The organism is Bacillus cereus group sp. RP43 (assembly GCF_040459645.1).
GTDB lineage: Bacteria > Bacillota > Bacilli > Bacillales > Bacillaceae_G > Bacillus_A > Bacillus_A mycoides_C.
The window spans coordinates 120692-135776 of the sequence record NZ_JARVHQ010000003.1; the positions used below are offsets into that span (position 1 = coordinate 120692).

Below are 15085 nucleotides of genomic sequence, written 5' to 3' on the forward strand. Positions count from 1 at the left end.
TTCTGTCTTTTTTATTTTACTTCTACTTTTGTTCTAGCAACTTCCTGATTATCACTTGTAAATCCTGCGATTTCTACTTTTTGTTTTGCATCTTTCACCAAATCTCTCGCATAAATTTTATATGTTCCATTTTCTACTGTTGTTTGACGAAGTAATTCACCATCCACTATAATTTTCACCTTTTGAATGGTTGCACTTACCGTTCCTTCGATATAGTTATCTGTTCCCAAATGGAAGGATTTTGCAGTCATAGTTGCTTCTACACCAAGTACGGTTCCTTGTGTCTTTTTACTTTCTGTGCCTGCCACATCTCGCGCTGCGATTTCAAAGACTGCTCCTTCTTTTTGAAGCGCTACAATATCTCCCGTATAAATCATATACGTTCCGTCTGCATTCACACCCGCTGTTCGCACTAACTTCCCATCTACATAAATCGTTACTTTACTTGCTCCTTTTGCGGTTCCTTTTACATAAGCATCCGTTGTGTAGTACTTACTGATAGTCGGTGCTTCTGGACGTTGTTTTACCAATACTGTTCCTTGTACCCTTTGACTTTCAGTACCTGCCGCATCTCGCGCTGCGATTTCAAAGACTGCTCCTTCTTTTTGAAGCGCTACAATATCTCCTGTATAGATCGTATACGTTCCATCTTGATTCACGCCCGCTGTTCTCATTAACTTTCCATCTACATAAATCGCTACTTTACTTGCTCCTTTTGCGGTCCCTTTTGCATAGGCATCTGTCGTATAGTAGTCATTGATAGCTGGCGCGTTTGGAGCTTGTTTTGCGAGAACTGTCCCTTGTGTCCTTTGACTTTCTGCGCCTGCCGCATCTCGCGCTGCGATTTCAAAGACTGCTCCTTCTTTTTGAAGCGTTACAATATCTCCCGTATAAATCATATACGTTCCGTCTGCATTCACGCCTGCTGTACGGATTAACTTCCCATCTACATAAATCGCTACTTTACTTGCTCCTTTTGCGGTCCCTTTTGCATAGGCATCTGTTGTGTAGTAGTCATTGATAGTTGGGCTCGCAATTCCTTCTTGTACCGTTAACTCTTTTGCTCCACTTACATTTCCTGCTTTATCTGTTAAGGTAATAGATACCACAGTTCCCGCTACTTGCGCTGCAATCTCAACAGAGAACTTGCCATCCTTGTCCACTGTTCCTGCTCCGATTTCAGCTCCGTTTTTCTCTTTGATAGAAACCTTCGCACCAGGTTCTCCTGTTCCTGTTACTTTCTTGTCTGTTGCTTTCACATCATCTACTTGCGGTGCCTCAGGTGGCGTCACATCTTTTACTGTAATTGACTTCGTTCCCTCATTCTCACCTTTTACTACTTTCACATCTAACTGTGTATCGGCCTTTTGTTTCGGAATTGTAATAGAAAAAGTACCATCGTCCGCTACTGTGCCTTTCCCAATTTCTTTTCCGTCTTTAACTTTCACGGTTACCTCTGCACCTGCGGTGCCTGTTCCCGTTATTTTTTCATCTTGATCTGTTACTTCATTTACAGCTGGAATTGCCCAGATTTCTTGCACCTTTACAGTCTTTACTTCACTTTCTAATCCCTTATCATTTTTTAAGTGAACAGAAATTTCAGTCCCGACTGGATAGGAATCCTCGATATCAATTTGAAGATTACCTTTATCATCCACTTTCCCTACAAATTCTGCCTCTCCAATTTTAGCAATGGCTGTTGTATTTGCTACTCCTGTTCCTTTAATCATTGTGTCAGTTGTATAAATTGGATTTATTTCAGGTGCTACTAATGGTGCTTGGACTTCTACCTCTGTGTACTCACTTTCTTTTCCTTCTATACTTTGTTTCACACCAATTTTCGTACCCGCTTTTTGAGGTTGATTCAATGCGACCTCAAAATTCCCGTTTTCATCGGCTTCGCCTCTATAAGTTGCTTTTTGATAGTTTGTCACCACTTCAATCTTCGCATATGGTTGTGCTGTTCCTGTTACCTTTTTATCTTTCGTTGTTAATGAGTTGACAACTGGTTTTTCCAGCTGTGTTGCTTGCACCGTTACTTCCGTTGCTTCACTTATACCAGCACTATTACTTGCTGTCACAGATAATTTTGTACCTGCTTTTTGTTTCGGAATATCAATGCTATAGGTTCCATTTTCATGAACCTCTCCCGTTCCTAGTTCTGTTTCTCCTGATTTTACACTCACCTTAGCACCTTTTTGCGCGCTACCCGTCACTTTTGTGTCTGTATCCTTTACTTCCTTTACGTCAGGAGCCGATGGTACGGTTACTTCTGTCCCTCCTGTTCCTCCCGCTATCTTTCGGACCTTTCCAAAATTTGAATTGTCCAAATTAGCATCAGTTGAATTTACGCCGGTACTTGTTGACCACTTAAAATATTCTACAGCTTTCCATGACATCCCCGGTAAACTCTCAAAATCAGCATTATCTTCCCATGTATTCACATCCCCGTCGTACAGAATAATATCAGAAGGATAACCACTAGAAGTAGTTAGTATTTTACCTGTTAGATTGCTGATACTATAACTAGCAGGATTAAATAATGTTACATTACCTATTAGCACACCATTCGAACCATTATCACCAGCAATATGGAAAGAACCTTTTTCTTCTACAACTCCTTTACGAATTGTGATCGCGCCTGCTACATCACTCGCACGGAACTCTCCACCTTCTTTGACTGTCAAATTTGTTATATTGATAGGAGTCCTGTCAATATTTGGTAGCATATTTACCTTTGCATTTTTCTCTAATAATACATCCACATTGCCATAAGTCCCAGCGCCTGTATACGTTGAGCCTTCACGAAATACTACGTCTGCCCCTTGGCAAAACATCATCCTTGACTTTTGACTCGTATTTCCTTCAATACCTACTTTTATTTTTTTAGAAGTTTGATTAGATAGTATACTACTTGAACCACTATAACTAACATCTTTTATGGTGTAGACACCACTAGAAGAAGTAGTACCCTCAATTCTCAAAAAACTGGACGAGGTCTCCGAACCTGTAATTTTTGCGTTTTTTAAGGTTACACCACCGGTTTCAGTATTACCAGCCCCGTTTACTTTTATTGATTTACTATGAAATATCTTGACATTCTGATCTGCATTCCCATTAATCGTAAGATTCCGTGACTTAGTTATTTGAATAGGAATTTCCTCATTTATCTGAATGTTTTTCATAACATTAACGGTTGTCACAGATTTATTTTGTAATGCTGTCTTGAATTCTTCAAATGTCGAAACATCCACTACTTTGCCCTCATCTGCTTCTGCATCTTGCACGCTATCCGTTATCCGGTTTTGTTGTTCTTGAATCGAAGTATTTTGTTCAACTTTACTTTCACTCGTTTCATTGCCTTTTGGTTGTTCTTCTTGTTCTGTAGCAGGGGCATCATTTGAATTCATTTGCTCCTGATTTTGAATTACTTCGTTTTCTTTTATATTATCCACCAATGTTTTCTCTTTTTTTGCTTCCGCATCCGTTAGTTCGATAGGTGTCTGATTCTGTTGTTCCTCTGCATAACTTGGAGATACACCTGTGAACAAAATGCCTGCTGTTGTCACGGTTGTTACAGTTGCCTTTAAATTCTTTTTTATGTTTGATTTTTTCTTCATTCTTACTCTCCTTTGTTTTAATAATTTTCTCTGGTTCGGATATAAAAGTTCTTGTCTCCAGCCAACCCCTCTATCGTGGTGTATCACCAGCTTATCTGATCCATTTACATTCATACTGTTCTATTCCGATCTTGTATGATTGTTTAAACTTCTATCCCCCTAATTTCTTTTACGTATATATATGTATCAGTTGTACATACAGCATACTATCCATGAGAAACTTGCTTCTTTTTCATCATCAAGAAAGAAGGATAGATACAACAGGTTTATACAAGCCTAGCATTCTCTCTATGCATTATGTAAATCTAAAAAACAAGCCGTACACGTTTCCCATGTGGGTATTTCTCTATCTATTGGAATCGGAATGCAAATGGATAGAAAAGACCTGTCTATAATCGGTTTAAAAAGAAGGAATTGAAATCCTCACTGCCTTTCATAAACAATTCTAATACAAATTGTATACAATTTTCATTAGAATTTGTGTCTATTTTGTGACGAAAAAGAATCTGATCCACATGTTATTGAATGGGATTCCCTTTGTATAACCTTGTTTATTCATAAAAACAACCGATTTTAACCCATATAGCATCCTTGTAAAATTGCATACATTATTTTTTTATGAATAGGTTTCAAAATGAATAGAAAGGATTAAAAGTACAAAGAAAACTTATTTATTTGGAAATTATTTTTATTGTCTCTTTCCTCAATAACCTAGATTCTGGTGTAAATATTTGAAGAAGAGCACAAATGATAGCAGGTTCCTAGCAGAATTGTATTTTATGCTATAAGTCCAAATAATTAATGGATGAACTCTGTTTTAATTTTGGACGGACTGATTCCTTAAATCACCCTATCCCTTTATGTAGTATGTATGGCGTCCACACCACTTAATATGGAGATTGCTATTTTAAATGATTTTAACCCTAATATAGAACGTACACTTTGATGATCTTGTTCTACTATATTATTTAGATATCTAACTTACATTGCCTTTACTCTTCTTTCGGTGCTTCGATAAGTAGGGTTCCTATCTACTAATATTGCGCCAAGATTCTATCGAACAAGACCATAGACACATGAATCATCGATTTTTTATGCAAGCTTTTCTAAAAATACAGGTGTAAAATATCATTTTTAACGAATTTTCCGACAGAAGACTCCCTCCTCAATATATTTGAAGGTGTGATAGCACCAGCAGATATATTGAGGAGGGAGATGAATGTCGGTTGGCGTAAGCCAAAATGTTTGCTACCATATACTTGTACAGATTGCTCTTTGATAACTGAAGATATGAGGTTGGTTGCAGAAAATTGTTGCAATTGTAAAATCTTCAACGTTCTATCGTCCCACGCTTGCCGAAGTTGCGAAAACCAAGCTAAAGTAGGGACCGTGGTGAGTTAACGTACAAGACATTTCAATTCTCACCGTATGAACTACGGGCAGAGTCTGCTAAGATAACTGGTGGTTACATCGGTGTTCGCAGGAATCCCCCACTTCAAACATCTCATAAGAGTGTTAAGTGGGGATAGTATCACATCGCTATCAAGCTAACAAAATACCCTCTAAAATAAAAAAAAGCTATTCTTTCTGTAGAATCATAGGAAAGAATAGCTTTTTTGTATCTGATGTATTACAACTATTTTCTCAAGAAATTCAAAACTTTTTATCTCTGAATATCTTACAAGACCTTGCTAGAAATGTTGGCCTTGTGCAAAGAATTAGTAAATACCAAGAAAAAGATTTAGTCGCTTTATATGCATGGATGAGTCAAAATATCGCTATGATTTCTTTAACTTTGTTATCTAGCTGTTTAGAAGTATCAACAGAAGTACTCATCAGTCCTCAGGGACTGAATCAACGATTTAATAAAGCTGCTGTCCAATTTTTCACAGCACATATTAGCTGAATTACTAAACTCAAAATCGTCCTCATCTATGCTGGTTTCTTCTCCATGTACTTCTGTTTTTAAACGTCTTGGTATTCTAAATTCAACTCCCAGATCTCTTTTCATTCATTTATCCGGGTTCAGGAGGATGTACTACACAGCCGGGGTGAAGGATTCAGCATGAATATGATCTATTAAGTGGACAGTTCTTACATATTCATACAGGTCAGGATAAACAACATGATCGATACTACGGTCCTCTTTGCGTCCCAACTGTGACAGCAAATGACTTGTGTATCCGAGATTTAGGTTGTTTTCATCTCAAAAATCTTCAACATACACATGATAAGAAAACTACGATATCCATCGTATCAAATCCAACACACAAATTCATCAGAAAAATCTCAAACTTCAAAAGTGGGATTGCCCTTCTTGTGGCGCATACCATGATAGAGATGTTAATGCAGAACTAAATCTCAGAAACGAAACAATTCGTCTTCTAACCGTGGGAACTACGGGATTAGCCCAATTCAATTAGAAATCTCCCATTTTAAACAGTCCGTGAGGATATTATGGAGTGAGTAGTTCAATGTTTTAAACCCTCTTTTGGTGAGATAATTTGTTTAATGTACACATTTATTTTTCACTTAAAAAGTACATGTGTAATATGCTCTATATCTTTTTGATTGAAATTTCGATAGATAAAATAAACGGGTATCTCAGAGGAGAAAGATTTGTTTCTATAATTTGTAATTATAAGATCATATTTTATATTATTATCTGACTTTCTATAGATATTCATTGATACTCCAAAGACATCTTTTAATGTTATATAAGCAAGTCTTTCATATATTTCATTTCCATAATACATAAATAACACATTTTTTTTAGGATAGATAAAATCAAGAATAAGCGTTGCATTTTGTGCCAGATGCCTTATATCATGTTCATTATATTTATTAAATGTAACAGTCTCATTCCATTTAGAAATAATAAATAAATTATTATTATACAGTTCTTGGAATCTGTGAGATAGATACGTAGGTGCAATAAACAAGTATTTTATTGGAAAGGAATAGTACTTAGCAATATAAACTTTTAAAAAATGATTGAACAATTCGCGTTTTAAGTAATCAAATTCTATATTGCTCCCCTCAATATCAGAATTCATCATATCTATCAACTTCAAAAACCATTGATAAGGTTTCCCATTTTTATCTTCGTAATATTTAAGAACGGCATTTGTTTGTTGAATATTACTAAATGAACTTGAGCTAAAATAGATAAAAATCTTTAATGCATCTTTTTCATTTTTTGATAATTTCACCATACAATAACCCTCAATTTCGAAAATTATTATATCAAAACAATTTGTTTGATTTGGAGCATATAAATTAGTAAATTCAATGTTCCTATCTGTAAATTTTTTTCCAGTAATTCTATAGATAGAAACATAAACCAACACTTTTAACAAGAAATAATCTACTTTTACTTCATAAAAATCAAGAGTCTTTTTAATATTTCGAATTAAATCATCTGGTAATGATATTGTAGGCATACATTGTTCTATACTGAGATAAAAAATCAAATAAAAATATCTAATATTAATTTCTTCCCCTTTTAGTTTAACAAAATCAGTTGTAAATTCTAATTTAAATTCATCTAGAATAGTATTATATTTTTTTAAAATTTTTTTTAATGTTACTTTATTTATATATAAAATTTGGGACCACTTTTCTAAAGAATAATGCTTATTATGAAATATCTCTATTAGAATTTTATAAATCACACTTTCTTGTAAATATGACATAATAATTGGAGCAAGAGTTTCAGTTGGGGGTTTATGTAATATATACCCTTTCGCCGTCCTGCTAATTATATCCCAATTTCTAGGCAGGCTATTTTTAAGCTCTCTAATTTCGTGTATGATAGTTCTGTCCGAGCAATTAACTTGCTTTGCTAACTCAATTGAAGTTACTTGTTCTTCAGTGATTAATATTTCAAGAATTTGAAGTTTTCTATTTCTGGATTTATCATGAATTAAACTTTTTATCATTTTATGCATTACATTCACTCCTAAAACCATAATTGTAGACATAACATTTTCTTTATCATTTTAGCCAAGAAGACTCCTTCCTCAAGGAACGCGAAGTGGGTAGGTGGGAGATGAATTGGCTTCGGACAAGGGATGGCAGGAAGCCATCTTAATTGTTCGACATATATATAGTGGTACTTGACTACCTATCGGATATCTGTTCGTTGTATAATAGATGCATATCGAAATGGAGGTGAAAGGAATGATGATCAATAAAGCTTATAAATTTCGTATCTATCCAAATAAAGCACAAGCGATCCTAATTAATAAAACGATCGGTTGTTCTCGTTTTGTATTCAATCATTTCCTATCTCTATGGGATAATGCATACAAAGAAACAGGAAAAGGTTTAACATATGGTACATACTCTGCCAAACTTCCTGCCATGAAGAAAGAGTTTGTTTGGCTAAAAGAAGTGGATAGTATTGCGATTCAGTCGTCTGTTCGCAACCTTGCGGATGCTTATACACGCTTTTTCAAAAAACAAAACAATACCCCGCGTTTCAAATCTAAGAATAACAACGTACAATCTTATACCACAAAACAAACAAATGAAAACATTGCCGTTGTAGGAAACAAAATAAAGTTGCCAAAACTAGGTCTTGTTCGATTTGCCAAAAGTCGTGAAGTAAATGGACGTATTTTAAATGCTACAGTTAGACGGAACCCTTCTGGCAGATACTTTGTGTCATTGTTAGTTGAAACAGAAGTGCAAGAACTTCCGAAAATACAATCTTATATTGGAATGGATGTAGGACTAAAAGATTTCGCCATTTTGTCAGATGGAACAACCTATAAAAATCCGAAGTTTTTCCGATCATTAGAAGAGAAGTTGGCGAAAGCACAGCGTGTTCTTCTAGAAGAACGAAAGGATCTTCTCGCTGGAATAAACAGCGAGTAAAGGTAGCTAGAATTCATGAATACATAGCAAATGCTAGAAAAGATTACTTAGACAAAGTCTCAACTGAAATCATCAAAAACCACGATGTTATCGGTATAGAAGATTTGCAAGTATCGAATATGTTAAAGAATCATAAGTTAGCAAAAGCAATTAGTGAGGTATCATGGCCACAGTTTCGAACTATGTTGGAATATAAAGCAAAATGGTAAGGCAAACAAATCATTGTCGTATCAAAAACGTTTGCTTCAAGTCAATTATGTTCTTGTTGTGGATATCAAAACAAAGACGTTAAAAAACTAAACCTACGTAAATGGGACTGCCCTTCTTGTCTTACACACCATGATAGGGATATTAACGCAAGTATCAATCTGAAAAATGAAGCGATAAGGCTTCTAACCGCAAGGACTGTGGAGATAGCCTAATAAATTAGAGTTCGATAGAACTCTTTACTTAGGAATCCCCCTCTTCTAAACGAAGTGAAAGTGGGGGGAGTTCAATAAATATCTATCATTTCATCATATTATTCTCTGTATTAGATTTAGAAAGGCGTAGATTGTTGTATATTTAGTAGTTCTGTTAATTGCATTACATTATCTTAGAGCTAATTGAACAAATCATTTCCATTTATCTTTACTTTACTGGGATAACCCAAGTGATTGTTATAAAAATGAATTTTCTAACAATAATATTTGAGATACTTATAGAGTGTCTTTAATGTTAGTACCATTGTGGGTATTTCGTTCTCTAAATCTAATACCATGGTCGGATATTATTATATAATATCATCATTTTGTATTTCTAAAGTCCAATAATGCTCTTTTTTCGTTTGTTGTTACAAAAACATTCTTAGAATCTCCTATAGCATTCCAGGCTATAATCCAGCTTTTTCTCCATGGGCATACAAATTGATAAATATTTTGTGTTTTATTAAATTCAAGGATCCAGTTTTGATGAGGAGTATGATTTAGGTTACATAACATTATTACACTTGTCCACATCTACATCTCGCTACTTCAATATAACTATATATACATATCTTTTGTTTCTCTTCCACAAAAAGTTTCTTGCAAAGTTGCTAATAATATCCCAGCATTCGTCACATTCAATACTGTTCTTTTAATATTTTTTCACATTTAACCTTTTCATCATTTATATGCCCCCTTTTCAAATATTCACTATTTTCAAAAATGCTTTCTTTGCACGATTTGTATACAATATAAGAACATCATTCTCACCCACTCATCCCCAGGAAACTGAAACCTTATCGATGTGAAATTCAAAGAAAACGATTTTATAATTCGATTTTATACTAAATAAACACAAAATGTATACAATTATTTGTTTTTTCACCTGAATTATAATTGTTTAAAAGACTGAATGATTTTCTACATGAAGCTACTTTCATAAAAAGAGTAAGTAGAATCACGATTTAAAGGAAGACGGCTTAAAATATATATCATATGTGATGTCTCCGAGATTTTGAAAGTGCGTGACGTTTCTATTTATCCGAATATCATTAGACTGCATATATTCCGTTATGAAAAGGTTATTGAAAATGCTTGGAGAACTAACAACGGATAAAGCCTCAGTATGACCTGACACGTTTAATAACTGAAAGGAAAGAGGTATCCCCCGATTCCGTAACTCTCTTTATTTGAATACACTCTTCCGTAAAATAATCTGATGATATATTTTCAGGAAGGACCACAGATTCATTCTGCACATTAATACCTACCTATTTGGCCACATCAATTACTCTTACAGGTTGTTCATTTAACGACTTCCTCGAAAGAATTCTCCTTCCTCAAGCGCGTGAAGGGCGTAGCCCAGCGGTAGGTGGGAGATGAATTTCGGTTTGGCGTAGCCAAAAGGCTTTGCTTTTTATTTTGCCTCTGATAAAATCAGTCTTATAAAGAATAAAGGTTGGTATACGAATGAAATTAGATAGCAATAATCATTCAGTGTTCTTGTTGTATTATCATCTTGTGTTGGTCGTAAAATACAGAAGAAATGTGTTCGATGATGATATATCAGACTATGCAAAAGACATGTTTGTCAGGTTATCCGAGAATTACAACATAACACTGGTAGAGTGGAATCATGATGTAGACCATGTTCATATTTTGTTCAAGGCACATCCGAATACAGAAATGACAAAATTTATTAATGCTTATAAAAGTGCAAGTTCTCGACTAATCAAGAGAGACTTTCCACAAGTGAAAAAAAAACTTTGGAAAGAGATGTTTTGGTCAAGAAGTTTTTGCTTACTAACTACTGGTAGTTCTCCAATAGATGTAGTAAAGAAATATATTGAAAACCAAGGTGAAAAGTGAGGTGAAATGATATGACAAAGCAGAATAAAGCCTATAAATTTCGTTTGTATCCAACAGAAGAACAAGCATACCTTATGCGTAAAACCTTCGGTTGTGTACGTTTCGTGTATAACAGAATGTTAGCTGAACGGAAAGAAGCGTACGAAAAGTACAAAGATGACAAGGAACAACTAAAGAAACAAAAGCTTCCAACTCCTGCAAAATATAAAGCAGAATTTGAGTGGTTAAAAGAAGTTGATTCATTAGCTTTGGCAAATGCTCAACTAAACTTGCAAACTGCCTATAAGAATTTCTTTAGTGGTCAAAATGACTTTCCGACATTCAAAAGTAAAAAAGACAGAAAGTCTTATACAACGAATGTAGTAAACGGAAATATTATGTTGCTTAATGGTCATATCAAATTGCCAAAACTGAAAATGGTACGTTTCAAACAGCATAGAGAAATACCACAAGATTATATGATCAAGTCATGTACGATTTCTATGACACCTACTGGTAAATACTATGTGTCCATCTTGACTGAATACGAAAAAGAGATTGTACAAAAAGAAGTAGAAACAGTTGTTGGGTTAGATTTTACGATGGGTGGATTATACGTTAGTTCTGAAGATGAGAAAGCCAATTATCCTAAGTTCTATCGTGAAATGTTAGACCAATTAGCAAAGGCACAACGAGTATTAGCAAGGCGCAATAAAGGTTCTCAGCGTTGGAATAAACAACGTATTCGTGTAGCTAAGTTACATGAGAAAGTAGCTAACCAACGTAAGAATTTCCTTCATCATGAGCCTAAAAAGTTAGCTGCTCATTTTGATGTTGTAGCTATTGAAGACCTAAACATGAAAGGAATGTCGCAAGCACTTCATTTTGGAAAAAGTGTCGCTGATAATGGGTGGGGTATGTTCACTTCTTTCTTAGCGTATAAACTAAATGAACAAGGAAAACAACTTGTGAAAATAGACAAATGGTTTCCTTCCACAAAAACATGTAGCGGTTGTGGAAATGTAAAAAATATGACATTGTCTGAACGAGTCTATTCTTGTATATGCGGTGTAAATCTCGATAGAGATTATAACGCAGCTATCAATATCAAAAATGAAGCAATACGCCTTTTAGCGTTAGCATAAATAGTAATAAAACAACCTTTGGAACAAGGGAGTTAGCTCGGCTGTCTTAGGACGAATTCGTTAGCTATCAAAAGTAACGACTAACCGAGAAGCCCACACTTCAAACAGTCCGTTAGGACGTTAAGTGGCGGGTAGTTCACTGTAGCTGTATCAAATGATAGAAGGTATGTAGTTTCATATAAAAAAATATAAAAAAATAGAAAAGTCCTTTAATCCCAACTGAAGATCTTATTTTCGGTAATTCTTGCATGTTTGTCTAAGCTAACAAATGTACCATTTAGACTCCGTCTAACAGTACATTTAGAGTACCTCCTGTCTTTGCAAACTTCACAAATCCGTCATTAAATAATTTGATTCTATCGTCCATGATAGTAATATTGCCATTTTTTGTTTCGTTATGTTAGGTTGGATTTTATTCTGTTTGGACTAGAATCGTGAAAAATCTAGCAGATGTTTCTTGAAAAATATCTGCTGAATTATTTAATGCATATTGAAGGGAAATACTATTTACTCCTTTTAACGTTGTTTTAATTGAGTGAGCCCAACAAATCCAGAATTATAGGTTAATCATTTTCCAGTTTCTTTATAAGTAGTAAGAAAGTGATTAAATACAAAAAGGAGGCTTATGCCTACCGACATTCATCTCCCACCTTCAAATTTTTGAGGGAAGAGCCTTCAATGGGAAACGTATAAAATATAAATCATTACCTGAATATTTTTTTCATGGAATATTGAAATTTTAAATCGTTTACAAAATTGTTTTTCTGATATGATTCATTATAGAAATTAAAATAATCATAAAAGGGGCTGAATTACATGAATAAAAAAAGAATAACCAAATCGATTATTACAATGGGTACAGTTGCATGTTTGGGTTCAAGTATTACATTCCTATCACCAAATGTAGCTAGTGCTGACGAAGTACAAAAAAAATATTTAGTCGAAACACAAAACCAAAAATCACAAATTGCCATGAAAAATGTTTATGCTAATATAGATAATATGCTAGCTTCTATACGTAATGACGCATTCAAATGGGAACGTACAACTTTTGTGTATGGTAATAAGTTTTCTGTATCTGGAATAAATATCAAGGAAAGTAATGTTACGAATATTGAACCGTTATTTTTAGGTTCTAATATATTTGTGAATAATTCAGATTTGGATCAAATGTATAATACTAGTTCTTTTAGCGAAGCAGTTACGAACACAACAACAACTACTACAACACATGGCTTTAAAGAAAGCACAGCTGGTAAAGTAAAAGTGAAAATTCCATTTATTAGTGAAGTGGAAATAACACAGACTCTTGAATATAATTTTACTAATTCAAATACAAATACTACCAGTAATACTAAAACAATAACTGTTCCTTCACAACCTGTTAAAGTTCCAGCAAATAAAATATACAAAACTGAAGTGTATTTTGAAAAGAAAAAAACATCAGGTAAAGTGGAAATGTACGCTGATGTACTGACAGGTGCACGAACACTTGGAGTAGTGAATTCTGTAGGAGCAATGCTTAAACATGCAAAAAAAACATATGATATAATTAATCATCCTTCTAATCCTGATATGGTCCGTTCAAAAGGAAATGGAACCTTTACTATTGAGTATGGTACGAATTTAATAGTTAAAACTTTTGACATAACCTCAGGTTCAAGATCAGCTACCTCTACTAATTTAGTTGATACTAAAGTCATACCTTTAAAATAAAGTCATCTCTATCTAACAAATAGCTAGAAGAGAAAGATTAATCCCACTAAAAGGTTAGGTTATCTAAAACGTAAAAAGCAGGGCTGAAGCCTTGTCTGTAGTAAGAACCGTTGGATATCCAAAGTATTTCCATCCTTATCAATTGCACGATAAAGATAGCCCCACTCCCGATGTCAGTCTCATCTAAATGTCAAATATGGTGTACAGTTTTGTTTTTCTTTTAACATATTTGATAGGTGACATTCCCATATTCATGAACCCAATACATGATGGTTGTTTGGTTAACTGAAACACCACGTTATTTCAGAATTTCAGAGACATCATGATAACTCAAAGAAGAACGACAGTAATAGCCAACGGCTACTAAAATAATATCTTTCTTGAACTATTTTCCTTTAAAATATCGCATCCAAGTTTCCTACAGTCTAGCTGACTTAAAAAACTTTGCAATAGAACCGTATTTTGCATCATTGTTGTGATTTATTATTTCAAAAACTAAAATAGATAATTTTAGCTGTGTTCGAACCTTTTAATAAGTCTCTTGTATGTGCACACCATATCCTAATTTCTCAAGAATATGTTCTTATATGAATATCAATTGGTATCATCGACTCACGTATATATTCTCACAAAACTCAAGATAATATCAGCTTACGTCATAACTGTTGCACATGCAGTAGATATTTTTCCTACTCCGTCTTTACCAGTAATGAATAAAAATGGTGTGAATGCTATTGTGTTTGGGTTATATAAGTTTGTCATTACCTTTTATCGTACGTGAATCATGACGGGAATTTTGAAATCCTGCGGATTTGACAAAGCATCTCTTTACATGTCTATGATCCTGTTCAATAAGATTGTTTAAACTTTTGATAATCCATTATATATAGGTATATAGACAAAGAACCTAAGATTGAACTATATGTTGAGTTATTGACCAAAAAATAAAAACATGGTATGTTTACTATACTTTATATATATTGGATAAACTAAAAAGACGAGATGCTGGAACATCCCGTCTCATAACTGCTACTGTCAAGGTGGCTGTTATTATGCATTATCTTTTTCTAGACCCACACTTGAGCTTTCTACGGCGATGAGTGGGTTTTTTGATGTCCTTTTTTTGCAGTTGCTTTCTTAATACGCATGCTGAAAGCTCACGCACAACTGCACTTGCAATCTCTTTTAAAAGTTCAAACGAAAATTCCATGTTATATCACCCTCTTTCCTTCCAAATGGAAAGAAGGGATAATAACAAGCCCACCTTCACACGATATACAGTTACACTTCTATTTTACCATATTTCTACGCTCTTAAATAGAAAATTCACGCAATTAAAGATCATTCATAATCTTATAGTTTAAGAATATAATCAACTTTTAGTTTACTATAATCTAAATATGTATACTTA

General features: G+C 34.2%; 6 protein-coding genes and 6 pseudogenes. 6 read left to right on the top strand and 6 right to left on the bottom strand.

Features of this window, described 5'->3' with window-relative positions; genetic code table 11:
• Window positions 1–11 precede the first annotated feature (11 nt).
• Window positions 12–3620 (bottom strand): Ig-like domain-containing protein, encoded by a 3609-nt coding sequence (locus tag QCI75_RS29510; protein WP_353762076.1) that lies wholly within the window; start codon window positions 3618–3620, stop codon window positions 12–14.
• A gap of 798 nt (window positions 3621–4418) precedes the next feature.
• A pseudogene (locus tag QCI75_RS30640) lies at window positions 4419–4601 on the bottom strand (IS6 family transposase); the annotation flags it as partial.
• Between the two features lie 616 nt (window positions 4602–5217).
• On the opposite strand from QCI75_RS30640, the pseudogene QCI75_RS29515 reads away from it, so the two are divergent.
• A pseudogene (locus QCI75_RS29515) lies at window positions 5218–5908 on the top strand (IS4 family transposase); the annotation flags it as partial.
• Window positions 5903–6043 (top strand): annotated as a pseudogene (locus QCI75_RS29520) (zinc ribbon domain-containing protein); the annotation flags it as partial. The pseudogenes QCI75_RS29515 and QCI75_RS29520, both read left to right, overlap by 6 nt.
• 105 nt (window positions 6044–6148) lie before the next feature.
• Here the strand turns inward: QCI75_RS29520 and QCI75_RS29525 are convergent.
• Window positions 6149–7603 (bottom strand): AcpB/EbpR/MafR family transcriptional regulator, encoded by a 1455-nt coding sequence (locus tag QCI75_RS29525; RefSeq protein WP_353762077.1) that lies wholly within the window; start codon window positions 7601–7603, stop codon window positions 6149–6151.
• A gap of 199 nt (window positions 7604–7802) precedes the next feature.
• Here QCI75_RS29525 and tnpB point away from each other — a divergent pair.
• The 4 genes and pseudogenes from tnpB (at window position 7803) to QCI75_RS29545 (ending at window position 13674) form a co-directional block, all read left to right on the top strand.
• A pseudogene (tnpB, locus tag QCI75_RS29530) lies at window positions 7803–8923 on the top strand (IS200/IS605 family element RNA-guided endonuclease TnpB).
• Between the two features lie 1512 nt (window positions 8924–10435).
• Window positions 10436–10834: an IS200/IS605 family transposase gene (tnpA, locus tag QCI75_RS29535; RefSeq protein WP_353762078.1), complete on the top strand. Its 399-nt coding sequence runs from the start codon at window positions 10436–10438 to the stop codon at window positions 10832–10834.
• Window positions 10835–10845: 11 nt separating this feature from the next.
• A complete protein-coding gene (locus QCI75_RS29540) occupies window positions 10846–11958 on the top strand; it encodes an RNA-guided endonuclease TnpB family protein (RefSeq protein ID WP_353762079.1) in 1113 nt (370 codons plus the stop codon).
• An 816-nt stretch (window positions 11959–12774) separates the two neighbouring features.
• Complete coding sequence (locus QCI75_RS29545; protein WP_353762080.1) at window positions 12775–13674, top strand: ETX/MTX2 family pore-forming toxin; 900 nt, start codon at window positions 12775–12777, stop codon at window positions 13672–13674.
• 110 nt (window positions 13675–13784) lie between these two features.
• Here the strand turns inward: QCI75_RS29545 and QCI75_RS29550 are convergent.
• The 3 genes and pseudogenes from QCI75_RS29550 to QCI75_RS29560 all read right to left on the bottom strand — a co-directional run.
• A pseudogene (locus QCI75_RS29550) lies at window positions 13785–14047 on the bottom strand (IS6 family transposase); the annotation flags it as partial.
• A 390-nt stretch (window positions 14048–14437) separates the two neighbouring features.
• A pseudogene (locus QCI75_RS29555) lies at window positions 14438–14548 on the bottom strand (IS6 family transposase); the annotation flags it as partial.
• A 183-nt stretch (window positions 14549–14731) separates the two neighbouring features.
• Complete coding sequence (locus tag QCI75_RS29560; protein WP_353762081.1) at window positions 14732–14884, bottom strand: hypothetical protein; 153 nt, start codon at window positions 14882–14884, stop codon at window positions 14732–14734.
• Window positions 14885–15085: the final 201 nt, after the last annotated feature.